We start from the raw sequence: 19,938 nt of genomic DNA on the forward strand, positions 1-19,938 counted from the left end.
CGTTCAGTCCAGAGTGAAGTAGTCGGGGCCGGCGTAGACGCCGGTCGTCAGCTTGGTGCGCTGCATGAGCAGGTCGTTGAGCAGGCTCGACGCGCCGAACCGGAACCAGTCCGGGCTCAGCCAGTCCGCGCCGACCGTCTCGTTGACCATGACCAGGTACTTGATCGCGTCCTTGGTGGTCTTGATGCCACCGGCCGGCTTGACGCCGACCTGACGCCCGGTGGCGGCGCGGAAGTCGCGGACCGCCTCCAGCATCACCAGCGTCACCGGCAGCGTGGCCGCGACCGGAACCTTGCCGGTGGAGGTCTTGATGAAGTCGCCGCCCGCGAGCATGGCGAGCCAGGACGCCCGCCGCACGTTGTCGTACGTGGCCAGCTCGCCGGTCTCCAGGATCACCTTGAGGTGCGCGTCCCCGCAGGCATCCTTGGTGGCCACGATCTCGTCGTAGACCTCGGAGTAGCGCCCGGCCAGGAACGCGCCCCGGTTGATCACCATGTCGATCTCGTCCGCGCCGGCCTCGACCGCCGCGCGCACGTCGGCGAGCTTGATCTCCAGTGGCGCCTGGCCGGACGGGAACGCGGTCGCCACGCTGGCCAGGTGCACGCCGCTGCCGCGCAGCACCTCGGCCACGTACGGGACCATCGACGGGTAGACGCAGACGGCGCCGACGTGCGGGCAGCTCGGGTCGGCCGGGTCGGGGCGCAGCGCCTTGGCCGCCAGCGCCCGCACCTTGCCCGGGGTGTCCGCCCCTTCGAGGGTGGTCAGGTCGACCATCCGGATCGCCAGGTCGATCGCCTCGGCCTTGGCAGTGGTCTTGATGGAGCGGGTGCCGAGTTGTGCCGCCCGCTGCTCCGCGCCGACCTGGTCCACGCCGGGCAGGCCGTGCAGGAAGGTCCGCAGAGCGGTCTCGGATCGTCCCAGCTCGGTGAGGTCCGACCGGGCCGACGTCGTTGTCGCCGTCATGCCCCGAATAGTACGCACCCGCGAGTCGAGTGATCTTGCTCACGACCGACCCGTTGTGAGCGTCATACGTGAGCGGTGTCGCTGGTCGGACCGCACCCGCCCTGCGCCGGGCCGGCAAACGGTAGGTTGAGCGATCGTGGACGTACACGTCATTGACCATCCGCTCGCCCAGACGCGGCTGACCGCCATGCGGGACGCCCGGACCGACTCGTCGTCGTTCCGGGCCGCGCTGCGCGAACTCACCACCATGCTGGTGTACGAGGCCGCGCGCTCCTTCCCGGTCGAGAAGTACTCGATCCAGACCCCGGTCACCGCCACCGAGGGCACCCGGCTGGCGAACCCGCCGCTGCTGGTGCCGGTGCTGCGGGCCGGTCTCGGCATGGCCGACGCCGCGCTCGGCCTGCTGCCCGAGTCGTCGATGGGCTTCGTCGGCCTGGCCCGCGACGAGGAGACGTACGAGCCCCGCGCCTACATGGAGTCGCTGCCGCGCGACCTCGCCGGCCTGCCGGTGCTGGTGCTCGACCCGATGCTCGCCACCGGCGGCTCGCTGGAGCACTGCTGCCGGCTGCTCGCCGACCGGGGCTGCACCGACATCACCGTGCTCTGCGTGCTGGCCGCACCGGTCGGCATCGAGCGGCTGGAGCGCTCCGGCCTGCCGCTGCGCCTGGTCACCGCCTCGATCGACGAGGGGCTGAACGACTCGAAGTTCATCGTCCCCGGCCTGGGTGACGCCGGTGACCGCCAGTTCGGCGGCATGCCCCGCTTCTGAGACACCGTCCGGTGGAGAGGGGCGGTCCGGACGGCCCTCTCCACCGGGAACCGGGCGACCCCGGCGAGTTGGTGCGCGGGGATGCGGGGAGGCGCTAGCGTTCCGGGCCATGACTGGTGTTGCGCTCGCCGAGGAGCTGCTGCTCCTCGCGTATGACGACGAAACCGGCAAGGCCACCATGCCGCGGATCAGCCTGGACCTGGGCATGGCCGCGGCGGTGCTGGTCGAGCTGGCACTGGCCGGACGGGTCGCGTACGCGGACGGGAACCTGGCGGTGGTCGACCCGGCCCCGACCGGCGAGCCGATCGCGGACGCCGTACTCGCCAAGATCGCCGCGGACACCCCGCACACGCCGTCGTCGTGGGTGCAGCGACTGCGGCACGGGCTGCGCGACCGGATCCTCTCCGACCTCTGCGGCCGGGGCGTGGTGCGGGACGTGGACGAGACCGAGCTGGGCTTCATCCACGTGCACCGCTACCCGGTGGCCGACGCCTCGGTCGAGGCGGACATCCGGCGGCGGCTGGCCGACGCGCTGACCAGCGGGCAGCTCCCGGACGAGCGGACCGCCGCGCTGGCCACGCTCGTCGCGGTGCTGCGGATGGAACCGGCGCTGGGGCTGACCGGCCCGGCCGCCGAGGACGCCGGCCGGCGCCTGGAGGAGATCGCCGCCGGCGCCGGGTTCTCCGGCACGGTGAGCCTGGACGACAGCGTGGTACGCCCGTCGATCAGCCTGGTCATCGCCGCGCTCGGCCAGGCCGTCGACGCCGCCCTGGGCAAGCGGTAAGGAAGGGCCCCCTTTTAACGCCTCCGGTAGAGGAAGGGCCCCTTGTTAACGCCAGGCGTTAACAAGGGGCCCTTCCTTACATCGGGGGCTAGAGACCGAGGGCGGCGGCGATCTCGTTGCGCAGCTCGGTGACCGCAGCCCGCGCGCGCTGCCGGGCCGCGGGCACGTCGCCGCCGCTCACCGGCTCCACCACCTCCAGGTACGCCTTCAGCTTCGGCTCGGTGCCCGACGGCCGGATCACCACCCGGGCCGCGCCGGTACGCAGGATCACCACGTCCGCGTCGGGGAGCAGGTCGGACGCCTCGGTCACCGGCTGCCCGAGCAGCGTAGTCGGGGTGGCCGCCCGGATCCGCGCCATCGCGTCCGCGATCACCCGCAGGTCCTCCACCCGGACCGAGAGCTGCTCGGTGTGGTGCACGCCGAACTCGGCGGCCAGTTCGTCGAGCCGGTCGAGGAGCGTACGGCCCTCCGCCTTGAGACCGGCCGCCAGCTCGGCGACCGTCAGCGCGGCGGTGATGCCGTCCTTGTCGCGTACGTGAGCCGGCGCGACGCAGTAGCCGAGCGCCTCCTCGTAGCCGTACACCAGCGGCTCCCGGCCCCCGCCAGCCCGGACGATCCACTTGAACCCGGTGAGCGTCTCGTCGTAGGGCAGGCCCCGGGCCGCCGCCATGGCCCGCAGCAGCGCCGACGACACGATCGTGGTCGCGTACAGGCCGGTCACGCCGCGTCGCATGAGGTGGTCGGCGAGCAGGGCGCCCACCTCGTCGCCGCGCAGCATCCGCCAGGATCCGGCGTCGCGTACCGCCACCGCGCAGCGGTCCGCGTCCGGGTCGTTGGCGATGGCCAGGTCCGCGCCGGTGCGGTCGGCGAGCGCGACCAGCAGGTCCACCGCGCCCGGCTCCTCCGGGTTGGGGAAGCTGACGGTCGGGAACGCCGGGTCCGGCTCGGCCTGCTCGGGCACCACGCCGGGAACGCCGAAGCCGGCGCGCGCGAACACGGCGGTCAGCACCGCGGCGCCCACCCCGTGCAGCGGCGTGTACGCCACCTTCAGATCCCGTGGTCCGGCCGGGTCGACCACGGCGGCGGCCCGCTCGACGTACGCGGCCACCAGGTCGTCGCCGAGCACCTGTCCGGCCGGGCCGAGCGGCACCGCCGCGAGCGGGCCGACCGCCCGGATTGCCGCCTCGATCCCGGCGTCGGCGGGCGGCACGATCTGCGCGCCCGCACCCAGCTCACCGCCGAGCTGCGCGCCCAGGTAGACCTTGTAGCCGTTGTCCTGCGGCGGGTTGTGGCTGGCCGTGACCATCACCCCGGCGACCGCGCCGAGCTGCCGGACCGCGAACGCCAGCACGGGCGTGGGCAGCGGCCGGGGCAGCAGCAGCGCCGGGCGGCCCGCACCGGTGGCCACCTGGGCGGTGCGCTCGGCGAACGCACGCGAGCCGCGCCGGGCGTCGTACCCGATCACCAGCGGGCCCTCACCGCCCTGGGCGGCGAGCCAGCCGACCAGTCCGGCGGCGGCCTGGGTGACCACGGCGAGGTTCATGCCGTTGGGTCCGGCGCGCAGCGGGCCGCGTAGCCCGGCGGTGCCGAAGGTCAGCGGACCGGCGAACCGGTCGGTCAGGTCGGCCGCCGTGCCGGGCAGCCCGTCCAGGACCGCGCGCAGCTCGGCGCGGTCGGCCGGGTCCGGGTCGTCGGCGAGCCAGCGCTCGGCACGTACGCGAAGGTCGTCAAGGTCAGTGGTTTCCGCCGCCATTGCCTCATGAAAGCACGGCGGCGGATCACCACTGGCCGTCGGCCTCGACTCAGTTCGCCGCCGTGAGCTGGAACGAGTCGACCATCGCGTCGAAGATCGGCTTGCTCTCGGCGAACCGCGCGTCGGTCGAGGAGAGGTAGAACGAGTAGACCTTGCCGTCCTTGACCACGCCCCGCCAGATGCCGTGGCGCATGGACTCACCCTCGCCGCAGGTGTATTCGAGCTGGCCGGCGGTCTGGCCGGCGAGCGGCTGCTCGGAGACGGACATCTCGGTGTAGGGGGCGGGGCAGGTCTTGCTCTTGGTGCTGTTCTTGTTCAGGTTCCGGGAGGCGAACTCGGCCCAGCTGATCGACGTGCCGCCCCACGGCTCGGCGATGACCCGCACCTTGCGGCCCTCGTCCTCCGGGTCGACGTAGTCGACGTAGAGGCCGCCGGTCTGCCGCTGCCACCCCTTCGGCACCTGGATGGTCACACCCTTGACGGTCTGCTCCTGCATCTCGGGCGCGGCCGCCGCCGAGGTCGAGGGCAGCGCGCCCACGATCGGCGGGGGAGCGTCGTCGCCGCCGCTGGTCAGCGCGATCACGCTCACCAGCAGCACCACGGCCAGGCCGCCGGCGGCGGCGAGCTGGACCTTGCGCGGCCACGCCTTCACCCGGCCGAGCAGGCCCTTGGCGCCGCCGGCCGCGCCGCCACCACCGGCCACGGGCGCGGTGGACGGGGTGGTCCACGGCTGGCCGGTGCCGGGCACCGACCACTGGTTGCCGCCGCCGTACACCGGCTGGGTGGCGTCGACGGTGCGGCCGTAAGCGGTCGGCACCGCCTGGGTCGCGTCCGCTGCGGGGCCCTGGCCGAGCCGGACCGTGGCGTCCGGCGAGATGCGCTGGGTGGCGTCCGGCGTGCCGGGCCCGGACATCGCACCGGTCGGTGTGTGCAGCGGGCCGGCCAACGCGTCGGCGCTGGTCTCGTCGAGCGCGGCGGCACCCGCCGCGGCCTTCTCGGCAGTGGGCCGCTCACCGCGCCGCAGCGCGGCGAGCCGGTCGGTGAGCGACTCGTCCGGCCCGATCATCGCCCGGCCGCCGATCTGCCCGCTCGGCTTCGGCTTCGCGGCGATCGGCGGTGGCGTGGGACGCGGCACCGGCACCACAGCGTACGGGTCGGTGACCGAGTTGACAGCGGTGGCGGTGCTGGTCAGCGGACCGGCGAGCAGTTCGCGCAGGTTGGCCCGGGCCCGGTGCACGTCCATCCGGCGGGCCGGGTCCTTCTCCAGCAGCCCCATCAGCACGCCGGTGAGCGGGCCGCTGCGCTGCGGCGTGGCGGGCGGGTCCTCGACCACGGCGTGCATGGTCTCGATCGGATCGCCCTTGTCGAACGGGGGCCGGCCCTCGACCGCGGTGTAGAGCGTCACGCCGAGCGAGAACAGGTCGCTCGGCGGTCCGAACTTCTGGCCCATGGCCCGCTCGGGCGAGATGAAGTGCGGCGAGCCGAGCACCATGCCGGGCGTGGTGAGCTGCACGTCGGTGGGCATCCTCGCCACGCCGAAGTCGGTGAGCACGCAGCGGCCGTCGGTGCAGATCAGCACGTTCGCCGGCTTGACGTCGCGGTGCAGCACGCCGATCGCGTGCGCCACCTCCAGCGCGCCGAGCAGCGCGATCCCGATCTTGGCGACGGCGCGCGGCGCGACCGGCCCGTCCTCGATCACCATGTCGGCCAGGCTGCGGGCGTCCAGCAGTTCCATCACGATCCACGGGCGGCCACCCTCGGTGACCACGTCGTAGACCTGCACCACGGCAGGGTGCTGGATCGCGGCGGCGGCGCGGGCCTCCCGCAGCGTCCGTTCGTAGAGCGCGTCGCGGTCGCTCGGGGCGAGGCCCGGCGGGAGGACGACCTCCTTGACCGCCACATCACGGCGCAGCAACGTGTCTGTGGCCCGCCAGACCGTGCCCATGCCTCCGTTGCCCACCGGGGAGCGCAGCGAGTAGCGACCACCGATGGTGGTGCCGGGCGCTGCGCGTCCAGTGGGAGGACTGGCCGGTCCGCCGCTCCACGTCGGAATCTGAGTCACAGAAAAGCCACCGGGGGATATCGAGGGGGCTGGGACACAACCCCCCTATCTTGCTGGTTCCGACGCCCGATGCGAAACCCGACGCGGCGGGCGTTTGCCTACTCGACGGTATGTGGTCGGCCGCTCACCTCCGGTGGGTCGCCCCCGTGAGGTGTGCCGTACCCCTCACTCACCTGGCGGTCCGCGCGTCCTACCATCCGGTAATGAGCGATGCGCGGTCAAGCGAGTCGGGCTTCCCGATCCAGAGCGTCTACACGGCGGCGGACCTTCCGGCGGAGCTGGACGCCCGGCTGGGCGAGCCGGGCGAGTTCCCGTACACCCGCGGGGTCTACCCGACGATGTACACGTCCCGGCCCTGGACCATGCGACAGTACGCCGGGTTCGGCACCGCTACCGAGAGCAACGCGCGCTACCACCAGCTGCTGCGCGCCGGCACCATGGGCCTGTCCGTCGCGTTCGACCTGCCGACCCAGATGGGGTACGACTCGGACGACCCGATCGCGCACGGCGAGGTGGGCAAGGTCGGCGTCGCCATCGACTCCATCGAGGACATGCGCACGCTGTTCGGCGGCATCCCGCTGGACAAGGTCTCCACGTCGATGACCATCAACGCGCCCGGCTCGGTGCTGCTGCTGCTCTACCAGCTCGTGGCCGAGGAGAACGGCGTGCCCGGCGCGGCGCTCAACGGCACCATCCAGAACGACATCCTCAAGGAGTACATCGCCCGGGGGACGTACATCTTCCCGCCGAAGCCCTCGCTGCGGCTGGTCGCCGACACCTTCGCCTACTGCCGGGCCGAGGTGCCGAAGTGGAACACCATCTCCATCTCCGGCTATCACATGGCCGAGGCCGGCGCCTCACCCGCGCAGGAGGTCGCGTTCACGCTCGCCAACGGCGTGGAGTACGTCCGGGCGGCGCTCGCCGCCGGGCTGGCCGTGGACGACTTCGCGCCCCGGCTGTCGTTCTTCTTCGTGGCCCGCACCACGCTGCTGGAGGAGGTCGCGAAGTTCCGCGCGGCCCGGCGGATCTGGGCCCGGCTGATGCGCGACGAGTTCGGCGCGAAGAACCCGAAGTCGATGATGCTGCGGTTCCACACCCAGACCGCCGGCGTGCAGCTCACCGCCCAGCAGCCGGAGGTGAACCTGGTCCGGGTGGCGGTGCAGGGCCTCGGCGCGGTGCTCGGTGGTACCCAGTCGCTGCACACCAACAGCTTCGACGAGGCCATCGCGCTGCCCACCGAGAAGGCGGCCCGGCTGGCGCTGCGGACCCAGCAGGTGCTGGCGTACGAGACGGACCTGACCGCCACCGTCGACCCGTTCGCCGGGTCGTACGTGGTGGAGGCGATGACCGCCGAGGTGGAGGCGGCCGCCACCGAGCTGATGGACCGGGTCTTCGACCACGGTTCGGCGGTGGACGCGATCGAGGCCGGCTTCCAGAAACGGGAGATCGAGCAGTCCGCGTACCGGATCGCCCAGGAGATCGACTCGGGTGAACGGGTGGTGGTCGGCCTCAACCGGTTCCAGATCGACGAGGAGGAGCCGTACGAGCCGCTGCGGGTGGACCCGGCGATCGAGGCGGCCCAGGGGGAGCGGCTGGCCCGGCTGCGCGCCGAGCGGGACTCGGGCGCGGTCGAGCGGGCCCTGGCCGAGCTGCGCACCGCCGCCGAGGGGGACGCCAATGTGCTCTACCCGATGAAGGAGGCGCTGCGCGCCCGCGCCACGGTCGGCGAGGTCTGCGGGACGTTGCGCGAGGTGTGGGGGATCTACCGGCCCAGCGACCGGTTCTGAAACCGTCCGTCAGGCGGCCCCGCCGCGCACCCTCGGTGTGCGGCGCGGGCCTCCTTCGCGTGTGCGAATCGGCGATTCGGGTAACCCGATCGGGTGAACGGGACGGACAGCCTGTGCGGTCGGCGGTCGGACACTCGTGTCACCGTCGGGAGTCTTCCGGCAGCCGACAGTTGTCGTGCAATTGTCGGAGCGGCAGTTAATTGCCGCGACTAATGCGACAATTCGGAACGACGGGCCGGTATTTGTGGCCGTTGAAACGGTTACGCGTTGTAGGAGGTGGGAGGCGGATGACGGCGTTCGACCGCGATCTACCTGCTGTCCCGCAGATATTCGACCCCTCTCACCAGGGCATTCGTGACGCTGCGCGGTCCGACCGCTACGCGAAAGATGTTGCGCAGCGTCACCGCCGGAGGTCTAGGCTGTCTGCTGTCCGACCCGAAGATCCATCCACTTCTAGTGATCGAGAATTCGACGTGACGAGTGCGTTGACGCTGCCTTCCGGCGGCCTGCTGGCGTCGTCCCGGTCCGAGGCGCCGACCGGCTACCAGCCCCTGCCCTTCGAGCTCGACCATCTGCTCGCGCTGCGCGTACCCGGCCTCATCGAGACGCGCCGTCACATCCACTCCCACCCGGAGCTGTCCGGTGAGGAGTTCGAGACGGCCGCCCTGGTACACCGCGAGCTGTCCCTCGCCGGGCTGAAGCCGCGTCTGCTGCCGAAGGGCAACGGCGTCATCTGCGACATCGACGGGCGCCCGGACGGGCCGGTGATCGCGCTCCGCGCCGACATCGACGCGCTGCCGCTGAGCGATTCGAAGGACGTGCCGTACCGCTCGACCGTCGAGGGCGTCTGCCACGCCTGCGGCCACGACGTGCACACGTCGGTGATGCTCGGCGTCGGCATGCTGCTGGCCCAGCTCGCCGACACCGGCCGCCTCGACGGCCGGGTCCGGCTGATCTTCCAGCCGGCCGAGGAGATCCTGCCGTGCGGGTCGCTGGAGGTCATCGAGGCCGGCGGCCTGGACGACGTGGTGCAGATCTTCGCGCTGCACTGCGACCCGAACCTGCCGGTGGGCAAGGTCGGCCTGCGGGTCGGCCCGATCACCGCCGCCGCCGACAACGTCACCGTCCGGCTCACCGGGCCCGGCGGGCACACCGCCCGCCCGCACCTGACCGTCGACCTGGTGGACGCGCTCGGCCGCCTGGTCACCGAGGTGCCGACGCTGATCAGCCGCCGGGTGCCGGCCAACAGCGGGCTGCTGCTGGTGTTCGGCCACGCCTCGGCCGGCACCCGTTACAACGTCATCCCGTCCGAGGCGTGCGCGGCCGGCACCCTGCGGGTGATGGACCGCGACACCTGGGACCAGGCACCCAAGATCGTGGCTCAGGTGGTGCGGGACGTGCTCGCGCCCACCGGCGCCACAGTCGACCTGGAATACCTGCGCGGCCGGCCCCCGGTGACGAACGACGCCGGCGCGATCGGCGTGCTCACCGCGGCCACCGCCGCCGCGCTCGGCCCGGACGGCATCGCCGAGACGCCGCAGAGCATGGGCGGCGAGGACTTCTCCTGGTACCTGGAGCACGTGCCGGGCGCGCTCGCCCGCCTCGGCGTCGGCCGCAGCGGGCCCAACGTGGACCTGCACCGGGCCTCGTTCGACGTGGACGAGCGCGCCATCGAGGCCGGCGTACGCCTCATGGTCCAGACCGCGCTGCGGGCACTGGCGGCGGCGCGCTGACCGGACCGCCGGGCGGCCCCGGCGGCGTCGGCACCGCCGGGCTCGGGCCGGCCGGCGGCGTCCGCCGGGCCCGCACCCGGCGTCGCCACAGGAGCAGCAACCACAGCGGTACGCCGATCACGACCGCGAAGGGCAGCACCGCGCCGAGCACTGTGAGCAGGATCCGGGCCGAGGCCAGGAACGCCGTCCAGCCGCCGCCCAGTCCGGCCAGGAAGCCGAGGTCGGCCTCCTCCTCGGCGGTGCTGGCGTCCTGACCGAGGAACGTCACGGTGATGGTGGAGAGCGAGGTCAGGTCCGCCAGCCGGCGCTTGCGCGCCTCCAGCGCGGCCAGGTCCGCCTGCCGGGTGCCCACCTCGTTCTCCAGCCGGACCAGCTCGTCCACCGACGTGGCCCGGGCGAGCAGCTTGCGGGCGCTCTCCACCCTCGCCCGCTGGGTGGCGATCCGGGCGTCCAGGTCGACCACCTGCTCGGTGACGTCCTCGGTGCGGATCTCCCGGCGCTCCTGCCGGCCGAGTCCGGCCAACTGGTCGATCACCGCGGAGAACCGGTCCGCCGGCACCCGCAGCGTCAGCGCCGCCCGCGCCTCGGCGGCCCGGCTCGATCGCCGGTCGGCGCCGACGAATCCGCCGGCCGCCGTCACCGCGGTGGTCGCCTCCCGCGCGGCGGCCTCCACATCGTCCACCCGGACCTGCATGGTTCCGGTGTAGATGATGGACCGCTGGTCGACCCGCAGGTCCGCACCGCCGGTGCCGCCGGGAGCGGCCTGGTCGCGATCAGCGCCGCCGGCCACCTGGCCGTCGTCCGCGCCGCCCTCGGCGACCTGGTCGCGGCCCGCGCCTCCGTCGGCCGCCGGCGCGACCGAGTCGCTGCCGGTGTCCCCGCCCGCACCGCAGGCGCCCACACCGAGCGCCGCTGCCAGGCCCAGCGCCACCAGGGCCACGCCCCGGACTCGTCGTCCGCCCATACCCCGTACTCCGATCGTCGACGGCCCCGCCCGCCGGGGCCGATACCTCGGACGTGACGCGTGGTCGCGCCGGTTCCGGCAGACTGCGCTGAGGACATCACGATTCGATAATCGAGGAGTCACGATGCAGGTGACCAAGTACGCCCACTCCTGTCTCCGGCTGGAGCACGACGGTGCGGTGCTCGTCGTCGACCCGGGTGTCTTCAGCGATCCGGCGGCGCTGGACGGCGCGGACGCGGTGCTGATCACCCACGAGCACCCGGACCATGTGGACGTCGCCGCGCTGACCCGGGCGCTGGAGCGGCGTCCGGTGCCGGTGCACGGTCCGGCCTCGCTCGCCGGGGTGCTCGGCGACGCCGCCGGGGCGCTGGTCACGGTCGAGCCCGGACAGTCGTTCACAGTCGCCGGGGTGCCGGTGCGGGCGTACGGCGGGCAGCACGCGGTCATCCACCCGGACATCCCGGTGATCCAGAACATCGGCTACCTCCTCGCCGACGTGGTGTACCACCCGGGCGACGCGCTGTTCGTGCCCGACGACGTGCAGGTGGACACGCTGTTCGCCCCGATACACGCGCCCTGGTCGAAGTTCTCCGAGGTGGTCGACTTCATCCGCGCGGTCGCCCCGCGGCGGGCGTACGCGCTGCACGACGGCTTGCTCAACGACAACGGCTTCGGCGTGCTGGACCGGCAGTACACGGCGCTGTCCAAGACCGACTACCGCCGTCTGGAGCCGGGCACCCGGATCGACGCCTGACCATGGCCGGGGTGCCCGCGGAGGTGATCCGGCAGCTCTACGCCACGCCGCCGGACCGGTTCGTCGCGGCCCGGGACGCCGCCGTCGCGCAGGCGCGGCAGTCCGGCGACCCGCGTACCGCCCGGGAGATCGGGAAGCTGCGCCGCCCCACCGTGGCGGCCTGGCTGGTCAACCTGCTGGCGATCCGCCGTCCCGAGCTGGTCGCCGACCTGACCCAGCTGGCCGAGTCGCTGCGCGCCGCGCAGCGCGACCTGCGCGGCGGCACGCTGCGGGAACTGTCCGCGCAGCGGCGCGCCGTCGTGGGCGCGCTGGTGGCCGAGGTACGCCGGCTCGCCGCCGCCGAGCCCGCCGTGCCCCCGGCCGGGAAGCTGCCGCTGGGCGAGGTGGAGGCGACACTCAACGCCGCGCTGTCGGATACCGAGGTGGCCGAGCAGGTACGCGCCGGACGCCTGCTGCGGGCCAGCCACTACGCCGGGTTCGGCGAGGTGCCACGCCCCCAGCTCCGGCTCGTGACGGCGGGCGAGGAGGCGCCGGTCGTACCGGATCGGGCGGCCGAGCGGGCCGACGCGCGCCGGGCCCGCGACGAGCGGGCGGCGCGGGCCGAACGGGCCGGGCGGCGGCGGACCGCGACCCGGGAGCTGACCCGGGCCCGCGCGGACCTCGACCGGGCCGAGAAGGAACTGGCGACGGCCGGCGCGGCCGAGCGGGACGGCGCCGCGACGCTGGACCGGATCGAGACCGAACTGGCCGAGCTGGAGCGTCGCCGGGCCGTGGCCGAGCAGGAGCTGAGCCGGGCCCGGCTGGCCCGCCGGGGCGCGGAACGGGCGGTCACCGCGGCCCGGCGCCGGGCCGGTGAGGTGGAGGCCGTGTTGGAGGCGATCGACGCCGAAGAGGGGGATGCCGACACCGGTGACCACGCGGCAGACTGAGCGTGATGAATGGCTACGGTGGTGCGACGGCGACGGGCGGCCGATGACACCGGAACAGCTCGCCGCCGCCTGCAAACCGCTCGTGCTCGAACTCGGGGAGGCGTTCGCCCGCTGCCCGTCCACGCTGCGCCGGGCGCGGCTGCTGGGCATCTCCGGGTGGGCCTTCTACATCACCGGGCGGGCCGGTGCGCTCGGTGACGTCCGCGCCGAGACGGTCGCCGCGGCGCTCGGCTTCATCGCACCGGAGGCGGTCACGGACGGCTGGGACGCCGCCGTACGGACCGTCCCGCCGCTGGAGGTGGCCACCGCCAACCTGGCCGAGTGCTGCCGGTGGGGCACCGCCCGGCTGGGCGACGGCGCCGAGTCGTCCCGGCTCGCCGCGCTGCTGGGCCGGGCGGTCGACGCAGCGGACGGCAGCGGCATGCCGCTGTTCGCCGCCTGGCGGGCCATGCCGGTGCCCGATCCGTCCCCCGGTGCGCGGGCGGCGGTGGGCATGCTCCTGCTGCGCGAGCACTTCGCCGGGGCGTACCTGCTGGCGGTGCGGGCAGCCGGGCTGACGCCGCTGGAGGCGGTGCTGGCCGGGCCGGAGGGCGAGGCCGGGGCGGCCGCGTGCGGGTGGGTGCCGCCGTACCCGCCGGTCGGGCCGCTGGTGCGGCGCCGGCTGTGGGCCGAGGCGGTGACCGACCGGCTGGCGTCGGCGGCGTTCCGCGCGCTGGACGCCGCCGAGGGCGCTGAGCTGCTCGGACTGCTCGGCGCCGCGCGGCAGCGCGCCCGCGGCGGATAAATGGGAGGCGATTCGGCCGGTCCGGCTGCCAGGATCTGGCCCGTGACGCTCCCTGCCGGCTGGTCGGCCCGACGCCCGACCCTCGACGACGTGCCCGCGATCCTGGCGGTGGTGCACGCCTCCGACACCTTCGCCGTGGGCTACCCCGACTTCGACGACGAAGACGTGCGGGCCGCGCTGACCGCGCCGTTCGTCGACCCGGACCGGGACTCCTGGCTGGTCACCGACCCGGACGGTACGGCGGTGGCCTGGTCGATCCTGGCCAACCCGAGCGGCGTGGGCCGGGAGTGGGTGGACGTCCTCGTCGACCCCGACCGCGGCGCCGACCTGCGCGCGCCGCTGCTGGCCCGGCTCCTGGAGCGGGTCGCCGAACGGGCCGCCGAGCGCGGCCTGCCCGCGTTGACCGCGCGCACCGGGGTGTACGCGCCGGAGACCCGCTGGGCCGGTGAGCTGGCCGAGGCCGGGTTCACCCGGATCAAGCGCTACATCCGGATGAGCCGCTCGTTCGACGACCTGCCCGCCGAGCCGGCGCCCCCGCCCGGGGTGACAGTGCGGCCGTTGCGCACCGACGACGAGGGCGACCTGCGGCTGTTCCACCGGATCTACGACACCGCGTTCCGGGACACCCCGGACCACGATCCGCTCGACTTCGAGCAGTGGCGGGATCTGCTGCCGTCGTACGGCAAGGTCTGGGACGAGTGGCTCCTGGCCGAGGTCGACGGCGAGCCGGCCGGCGCGCTCCAGTCCTCCGACCAGGCACTCGACCAGAACCTGGGGTGGGTGCGGACGCTGTCGGTGCTGCCCGGGTACCGGCGCCGGGGGGTGGGTGCGGCGCTGCTGCGCCGGGCCTTCGCGATCTACGCGGAGAAGGGCCGCACCGGAGCCGGGCTCGGCGTCGACCTGGCCAACCCGACCGCGCCGGTCACCCTCTACCGCTCCGTCGGGCTGGTCGAGGAGCGCTGGACCGACATGTACGAGCGGAGCGTGCCCGCCTCGCGGGTGTGACCCGGCACGCCCGTACCGGGGTCGCCGAGCGGCCGGGCGGCGCTCCGGCGCACACTGTCGGGGTGGGAGACGCGCTACGCGGACGCGGTGCCGGTGGGGCGGGACCGCAGCTCGGTGACGTAGTCGTCCGGCGCGCCCGCCTTCTCCGCGGCGTTCGCCAGCTCCGAGAGGTACCACGCGGTGGGCAGCCCGCCCTCGTACCCGTCGAACACGTAGACCCACGCGGTCACGTCGCCGTCGAGCGTCGAGACGCGGACGGTCAGCTTGCGGTACGTCCCGGCGGTCACGCCCTCGATCTCGTCGAGCTGCGCGGCGTCGTACGGGTGGATGTCGTAGAGCGCCACGAACACCCGGTCACCGGGGGACTCGACGACGGTGCTGACCGAGCCCTCCCACCCGATGACGTCCTCGCCCGCGAAGGTGAGCCGCCATCCCTCAAGCCAGCCGGTGCCCACCATCGGCGAATGCGGGCAGTAGGCGCGCATGCGGGCGGGATCCAGGTTCGAGCCGTAAGCAGCGTAGAGACCCACGGCGACGACGATAGCCCGGCTGGCCGGTGGGGGAGAATACGACAGTGCGTGTCGTACGGGACGGGGAGAAGAAAGTCACTGTGAGCACAGACGAGGGGCGACTGCTGTGAGCCAGATCGTGATCATCGGCGGCGGGCCGGCCGGGTACGAGGCGGCTCTGGTCGCCGCGCAGCTGGACGCCGATGTCACAGTGGTCGAGGCGGAGGGCGCCGGTGGCGCCTGCGTGCTGTCCGACTGCGTGCCCTCCAAGACGTTCATCGCCAGCTCCGAGGTGGTCACCGGCTACCGGGACACCGAGGAGTTCGGGGTGCACTCCGACGGCCTGGAGGCGGTCACCGTCGACGCCCCGGCGGTGCACGAGCGGGTCAGGCGGCTTGCGCTGGCCCAGTCCGCCGACATCCACACCAAGCTGGTCAAGGCCGGCGTCGAGTTCGTCGCCGGCACGGCCCGGCTCGGCGAGGACACGCTCGGCCACACCCACCGGGTGATCGTCACCCCGGCCGGTGGCGGGGAGGAGTACTCCATCGCCGCGTCGACGGTGCTCGTCGCGACCGGCGCGACCCCCCGCCAGTTGCCCACCGCCGTACCGGACGGCGAGCGCATCCTGACCTGGCGCCAGGTGTACGACCTGCCCGAGCTGCCCGAGCACCTGATCGTGGTCGGCTCCGGCGTGACCGGTGCGGAGTTCGCCAGCGCGTACCTGGCCATGGGTGTCAAGGTCACGCTCGTGTCCAGCCGCGACCGGGTCATGCCGCACGAGGACGCCGACGCCGCGTCGGCGATCGAGCGGGTGTTCCGCAACCGGGGCATGAGCATCCTGAACAACTCCCGCGCCGAGGCGGTCCGCCGCGTCGGCGACGGGGTGGAGGTGGTGCTCTCCGACGGCCGTCAGGTCACCGGCTCGCACGCGCTGATCGCTGTCGGCTCGATCCCGAACACCGCCGACCTGGGACTGGCCGAGTACGGCGTGGAGCTGGCCCGGGGCGGTTACGTGACTGTCGACCGGGTCTCCCGTACCAATGTGCCGGGCATCTACGCGGCCGGTGACTGCACCGGCGTGCTGCCGCTGGCGAGCGTCGCGGCCATGCAGGGCCGGATCGCCATGTGGCACGCGCTGGGCGAGGCGGTCCGGCCGCTGCGGTTGCGTACCGTCGCGGCGAACGTCTTCACCGACCCGGAGCTGGCCACCGTCGGCGTCTCCCAGGACGAGGTGGACGCGGGCAAGACTCCGGCCCGCCAGGTGATGCTGCCGCTGTCCGGCAACGCCCGGGCGAAGATGGACGACCTGGCCGACGGCTTCGTCAAGCTGTTCTGCCGGCCGGCGAGCGGCCAGGTGATCGGCGGCGTGGTGGTGGCGCCGAAGGCCAGCGAGCTGATCCTGCCGATCACGATGGCGGTGGAGAACAACCTCACCGTCAACGAGCTGGCCCACACCATCACCATCTACCCGAGCCTGTCCGGCTCCATCACCGAGGCCGCCCGCCAGCTCATGCTCCACGAGCTGGAGTAGCCCGCCCGCCCCCGCTGCTCGTCGATCATGGAGTTGCTGCCCCCGATCCGACCGGTATGCCCGGTCTTTGCGGGGCAACAACTGCATGATCGACGGCTCTGGTCAGGGTGAGGTGCACGGCCAGGGTGGTCAGGAGGGCCGTCTCCGTCAGGATCAGCGCGCGCTCGATCAGGCCGAGCAGCGCGCGGTCGCCGGGGTAGGCGGACCAGATCATCGCGCCCGCCAGCATCAGACTGGCCGTGGTCAGGCCGCGCAGCCAGGCGGCCGCTCCGGCGACCGGGTGACGGGCGAGCAGCCAGCCGGCCACCGGCAGGGCAAGGAACGACAGCACCGAGGCGTACCGGTGCACGTACGCGGCCGTGTCCATGGGCGTACCCGGCTCGTTCGTGGGCACCACGGCGGCGGCCAGCAACCCGGCCGACCAGGCGGTCAGCAGCGCGAGCGGCACCCGGCCCGCACCGGCCCGGCGCAGCGCCGGCAGCAGCACCAGGCTGGCCGCCGCGAGCACCGCCATCGCGGTGTCGATGACGCCGCCCCGATCGGAGACGGCGAAGTCGCTGACGGTCAGCGACCAGGGATCCAGATCGTCGCTCACCTCGAGGTGACCGACCGTCGCGAGCACCGCCGCCAGGACGATCCCGCCGAGGGCCGACAGGCCGCTGCTCCGCGTTCCAGGCATACGGCCAGCCTGTCGCCGCAACTGCCCCAGACGGATCCGGGACCACCACCCACTTCGCTACCCGGGTCGTCCCCTACCGGACCCCCGAGAACCGCGTCAGGCCACGTCGAGGCGGATGTTCCCGATTCGGGCGACCACATCAAGGTGTCCGCCCAGTCCGGTCACATAGGCGCGAAGGATCTCCAGGTTGACGCTCTCGCCGTTCTCGATCTGGCTGATCCGCGCCTGAGACAAGCCCGCCGCTTCCGCCAGTTGAGCCTGGGTCATACCCAGCTGCTTGCGGATCTCCGCCAGCTGCGCGCCGCTGACCGAAGCCAGCATCTTCTCTCGGAGCTGTCCCCGCCGGGCGACACGCTCGCTGTCGTCCCACGAGGGATCGATGCTTCGGGCCTTCGCCTTGACGTCGCGCCAGTCCGCCCCACCACTCATGGCTGCTCTTCCTTCAAGTTGGTCAGGTGCTCCTGGAACCGCTCGTCCGCCAACGGAATGGCGAGCCGGTACCAACTCTGCCACTGCCCCGCCTTGTCCCCGGCCACCAGGAAGATGGCTTCACGGGAGGGCGGGGCAACTGCGCGTCAGCTGCCGGTCGAGTCGGCGGTGGCCTCGGCACGGGTCTGCCGGGTGCTGCTGATCCAGGTCATCGCCCACCCGGCCAGCGCGAACCCCGCAGCGGCCACCCCACCGACCAGCAGCAGCCGCCACGCCGAGTGGGTCAGCGCCGTACCGCCCAGGTGGCCGACGAGCGTGCCGTAACTGGACCAGGCGAGGGCCGCCGCCGCCTCGTACGGCAGGAACAGGCGGTACGGGTAGCGACTGCGCCCGGCCGAGAAGCAGGCCGCCATCCGGCCGCCGGGTACGAAACGGCAGAGCAGGATCACCAGCGGCCCAGGTTCGCGCAGCCCACGGGTGACCCGGGTGACTGCCCGGCGTGCCCACCCGGGTGTGGTGGCGCGTGCCGCGCGCCGGGTCGGCGTACTGCGGCCGATCAGGTAGCAGGCCAGGTCACCGATGAACACGCCGGCCGCGCCGACCGCGATGGTCAGCGGCAGGCTGAGCCCGCCGTAGACGGTCAGCGCCCCACTGGTGATCATGAGGAGCTGGGTCGGCACCACCGGGACGAAGGCGTCGGCGATCAGCAGGGTCAGCAGCAGCGCGTACGCCCACATGGGCGACGCGACGTCAGAGATGAGTTCGGCCACGACCGCCACCTCGCCGGAGTTCTCCGTTCGACCGGATCGAGCCTGACGCCGTGTCCGGCGTCACCACCACCGGCCCCACCGCACGGTGACAGCCGACACCGGCAGGCCGTAGATGGCAAACGAGGCGGCCCGCCCGCGGGTGACGGGTCACCGGGGCATACGCGCCGGGGCGGGGCGGCGCATCGTCGATTCCCGGCGTACCGTTGACCGGGCGCGGCACCGGAGTCGTCGAGTCCCCCGTTCCCGATGCCCGGGCCGCCGCGGGTCGCCGGCAGGTCCCGTGCCGGCGACCCGCACCCACTCTCCGAAACCCAGGTGCGCCGTCGACACCCGCGCGCCTATCGTTCGGGCATGCGCAGCGCGGTAGTGACCACGACGCCGGGTGTTCCCGGCGCGCCGCACTGACGTTTCCGTCGACGAGGCCCCGGGGCGATCCGCTCCGGGGCCTCGCGGCGTTCCGGGCCTGCTCGCCTCCGGGTCGTACCCGATCAAGGAGAGCGACATGATCGACCACCGCAGGCTCGGCCGGGAGCTGGAGCTGTTCGTCTCCGACCCGCTCGCGGGCGCCGGGCTGCCGATCTGGCTGCCGGCCGGCGCCGCCGCCCGGCACGCCGTCGAGGAGTACGTGCGGGAGCTGGAGCGCCGGGCCGGATACCGGCACGTCTACTCGCCGCCGCTCGGCAAGCGGGAGCTGTTCGAGCTGTCCGGGCACCTGGGCTACTTCGCCGACGACATGTTCCCGCCGATGCGGCTGAGCGCCGACGACGAGTTCGTGCTGCGCCCGGCGCTCTGCCCGCACCACGCGCTCGTGTTCCGCGCCCGCGGCCGGTCCTACCGGGAGCTGCCGCTGCGGGTCGCCGAGCTGGGCGGGATGTACCGGGCGGAGCGTTCCGGGGTGCTCGGCGGGCTGTCCCGGGTGCGGGCCATCTCGCTCAACGACGCGCACAACTTCTGCGCCCTGGAGCAGGTCGGCGACGAGGTCCGCGAGATCCTGCGGCTGATCGGCGAGGCGCACGCCGCGCTCGGCGTCCGTCCCGCCGGGTTCCGGTTGTCGCTGCGTGGGCCGGACCAGCGGTACGTGGGCGACGACGCGAGCTGGGCGCGGGCCGAGGAACTGCTCCGTGCCGCGCTCGACGGGGTGGACGTCGTCGAGGCGCCCGGCGAGGCCGCGTTCTACGGCCCGAAGATCGACATTCAGATCGTGGACGCGGCCGGCCGGGAGTCGACCATCTCCACCGTCCAGCTCGACTTCGACAAGCCGGAGCGGTTCGACCTGTCGTACACCGGCTCGGACGGCCGCCGGAAACGGCCGGTGATGGTGCACCGCAGCCTCGTCGGCAGCATGGAGCGGCTGTTCGCGTACCTGATCGAGGTGCACGAGGGCGCGTTCCCCGCCTGGTACGCCCCGGTGCAGTTGCTGCTGCTCCCGGTCGACGCGGCCCAGGCCGACGCCGCCGCCGGGCTGGCCCGCCGGGCCGAGGCGGCCGGGCTGCGGGCCGAGGTGGACCACACCGGCTCGCTGGGCGCCCGGATCCGGGACGCGTCCCGCCGCCGCATCCCGTACACCGGGGTTCTCGGCGCCCGGGAGGCGGCCGGCGGCTCGGTCTCGCTGCGCCTGCGCGACGGCCGGTCGCTCGCCCCGATACCCGCCGACGAGGCGGTGGGCCTGATCGGCGCGGTGGTCGCGAGCCGGTCGGCGGCGCTGCTTCCGGCCTGACCCCGGCCCGTCCGGG

The 19,938-nt window shown here is 73.3% G+C and carries 18 protein-coding genes; 10 read left to right on the plus strand and 8 right to left on the minus strand.

Translation table 11 applies throughout. The features are described 5' to 3' along the window. Positions 1 to 3: 3 nt before the first annotated feature. A complete protein-coding gene (gene deoC / locus KSK32_RS16545) occupies positions 4 to 963 on the minus strand; it encodes a deoxyribose-phosphate aldolase (protein WP_216932024.1) in 960 nt (319 codons plus the stop codon). A 136-nt stretch (positions 964 to 1,099) separates the two neighbouring features. Between deoC and upp the strand changes: the two genes are divergently transcribed. Together upp and KSK32_RS16555 are read left to right on the plus strand one after the other, a co-directional pair. Further along, on the plus strand, positions 1,100 to 1,732 hold the full coding sequence (gene upp / locus KSK32_RS16550; protein ID WP_018786091.1) for a uracil phosphoribosyltransferase: 633 nt from the start codon (positions 1,100 to 1,102) through the stop codon (positions 1,730 to 1,732). 109 nt (positions 1,733 to 1,841) lie between these two features. Beyond that, the gene (locus KSK32_RS16555) at positions 1,842 to 2,516 is read left to right on the plus strand and encodes a GPP34 family phosphoprotein (RefSeq protein WP_216932025.1); all 675 of its coding nucleotides are present in this window, start codon (positions 1,842 to 1,844) and stop codon (positions 2,514 to 2,516) included. 88 nt (positions 2,517 to 2,604) lie between these two features. On the opposite strand, the gene KSK32_RS16560 is transcribed toward KSK32_RS16555, so the two are convergent. Together KSK32_RS16560 and KSK32_RS16565 are read right to left on the minus strand one after the other, a co-directional pair. Further along, positions 2,605 to 4,269: a phospho-sugar mutase gene (locus KSK32_RS16560; protein WP_216932026.1), complete on the minus strand. Its 1,665-nt coding sequence runs from the start codon at positions 4,267 to 4,269 to the stop codon at positions 2,605 to 2,607. Between the two features lie 49 nt (positions 4,270 to 4,318). After that, positions 4,319 to 6,331 (minus strand): serine/threonine-protein kinase, encoded by a 2,013-nt coding sequence (locus KSK32_RS16565; RefSeq protein ID WP_216932027.1) that lies wholly within the window; start codon positions 6,329 to 6,331, stop codon positions 4,319 to 4,321. A 203-nt stretch (positions 6,332 to 6,534) separates the two neighbouring features. Here KSK32_RS16565 and KSK32_RS16570 point away from each other — a divergent pair, with 203 nt between their 5' ends. Beyond that, positions 6,535 to 8,118 carry a methylmalonyl-CoA mutase gene (locus KSK32_RS16570; protein ID WP_216932028.1) on the plus strand — a complete coding sequence of 528 codons (1,584 nt, stop codon included), beginning with the start codon at positions 6,535 to 6,537 and terminating at the stop codon, positions 8,116 to 8,118. A 473-nt stretch (positions 8,119 to 8,591) separates the two neighbouring features. Beyond that, complete coding sequence (locus KSK32_RS16575; protein ID WP_216932029.1) at positions 8,592 to 9,851, plus strand: amidohydrolase; 1,260 nt, start codon at positions 8,592 to 8,594, stop codon at positions 9,849 to 9,851. On the opposite strand, the gene KSK32_RS16580 is transcribed toward KSK32_RS16575, so the two are convergent. Continuing rightward, entirely contained in the window at positions 9,808 to 10,815 is a 1,008-nt protein-coding gene (locus tag KSK32_RS16580; protein ID WP_216932030.1) for a DUF4349 domain-containing protein, read from the minus strand. The two genes, KSK32_RS16575 and KSK32_RS16580, sit on opposite strands and share 44 nt — an antisense overlap. A gap of 124 nt (positions 10,816 to 10,939) precedes the next feature. On the opposite strand from KSK32_RS16580, the gene KSK32_RS16585 reads away from it, so the two are divergent. Genes KSK32_RS16585 through KSK32_RS16600 form a run of 4 tightly spaced genes read left to right on the plus strand, consistent with a single transcriptional unit; the run spans position 10,940 to position 14,287 of the window. Continuing rightward, positions 10,940 to 11,569, plus strand: a complete 630-nt coding sequence (locus tag KSK32_RS16585; RefSeq protein ID WP_216932031.1) for an MBL fold metallo-hydrolase — start codon at positions 10,940 to 10,942, stop codon at positions 11,567 to 11,569. 2 nt (positions 11,570 to 11,571) lie between these two features. Beyond that, a complete protein-coding gene (locus KSK32_RS16590) occupies positions 11,572 to 12,498 on the plus strand; it encodes a hypothetical protein (protein WP_216932032.1) in 927 nt (308 codons plus the stop codon). A gap of 43 nt (positions 12,499 to 12,541) precedes the next feature. Further along, positions 12,542 to 13,282 (plus strand): hypothetical protein, encoded by a 741-nt coding sequence (locus tag KSK32_RS16595; protein ID WP_216932033.1) that lies wholly within the window; start codon positions 12,542 to 12,544, stop codon positions 13,280 to 13,282. 42 nt (positions 13,283 to 13,324) lie between these two features. Continuing rightward, positions 13,325 to 14,287 carry a GNAT family N-acetyltransferase gene (locus KSK32_RS16600; protein ID WP_216932034.1) on the plus strand — a complete coding sequence of 321 codons (963 nt, stop codon included), beginning with the start codon at positions 13,325 to 13,327 and terminating at the stop codon, positions 14,285 to 14,287. Between the two features lie 74 nt (positions 14,288 to 14,361). Here KSK32_RS16600 and KSK32_RS16605 read toward each other — a convergent pair whose 3' ends face one another. Then, positions 14,362 to 14,817: a gamma-glutamylcyclotransferase gene (locus KSK32_RS16605; RefSeq protein WP_194798618.1), complete on the minus strand. Its 456-nt coding sequence runs from the start codon at positions 14,815 to 14,817 to the stop codon at positions 14,362 to 14,364. A 106-nt stretch (positions 14,818 to 14,923) separates the two neighbouring features. Between KSK32_RS16605 and KSK32_RS16610 the strand changes: the two genes are divergently transcribed. After that, a complete protein-coding gene (locus tag KSK32_RS16610; RefSeq protein ID WP_216932035.1) occupies positions 14,924 to 16,327 on the plus strand; it encodes an NAD(P)H-quinone dehydrogenase in 1,404 nt (467 codons plus the stop codon). Between the two features lie 25 nt (positions 16,328 to 16,352). Here the strand turns inward: KSK32_RS16610 and KSK32_RS16615 are convergent, their stop codons facing one another. The 3 genes from KSK32_RS16615 to KSK32_RS16625 form a co-directional block, all read right to left on the minus strand. Beyond that, on the minus strand, positions 16,353 to 17,006 hold the full coding sequence (locus tag KSK32_RS16615; RefSeq protein WP_216932036.1) for a DUF998 domain-containing protein: 654 nt from the start codon (positions 17,004 to 17,006) through the stop codon (positions 16,353 to 16,355). Between the two features lie 96 nt (positions 17,007 to 17,102). Next, positions 17,103 to 17,435 (minus strand): helix-turn-helix domain-containing protein, encoded by a 333-nt coding sequence (locus tag KSK32_RS16620; RefSeq protein WP_216932037.1) that lies wholly within the window; start codon positions 17,433 to 17,435, stop codon positions 17,103 to 17,105. A 146-nt stretch (positions 17,436 to 17,581) separates the two neighbouring features. Beyond that, positions 17,582 to 18,205: a DedA family protein gene (locus tag KSK32_RS16625; protein WP_216932038.1), complete on the minus strand. Its 624-nt coding sequence runs from the start codon at positions 18,203 to 18,205 to the stop codon at positions 17,582 to 17,584. Between the two features lie 502 nt (positions 18,206 to 18,707). On the opposite strand from KSK32_RS16625, the gene thrS reads away from it, so the two are divergent. Further along, positions 18,708 to 19,922: a threonine--tRNA ligase gene (gene thrS, locus KSK32_RS16630; RefSeq protein ID WP_216932039.1), complete on the plus strand. Its 1,215-nt coding sequence runs from the start codon at positions 18,708 to 18,710 to the stop codon at positions 19,920 to 19,922. The last annotated feature ends 16 nt before the right edge of the window (positions 19,923 to 19,938 follow it).

It is taken from the genome of Micromonospora sp. WMMB482 (assembly GCF_019038635.1).
Lineage (GTDB): Bacteria > Actinomycetota > Actinomycetes > Mycobacteriales > Micromonosporaceae > Micromonospora > Micromonospora marina.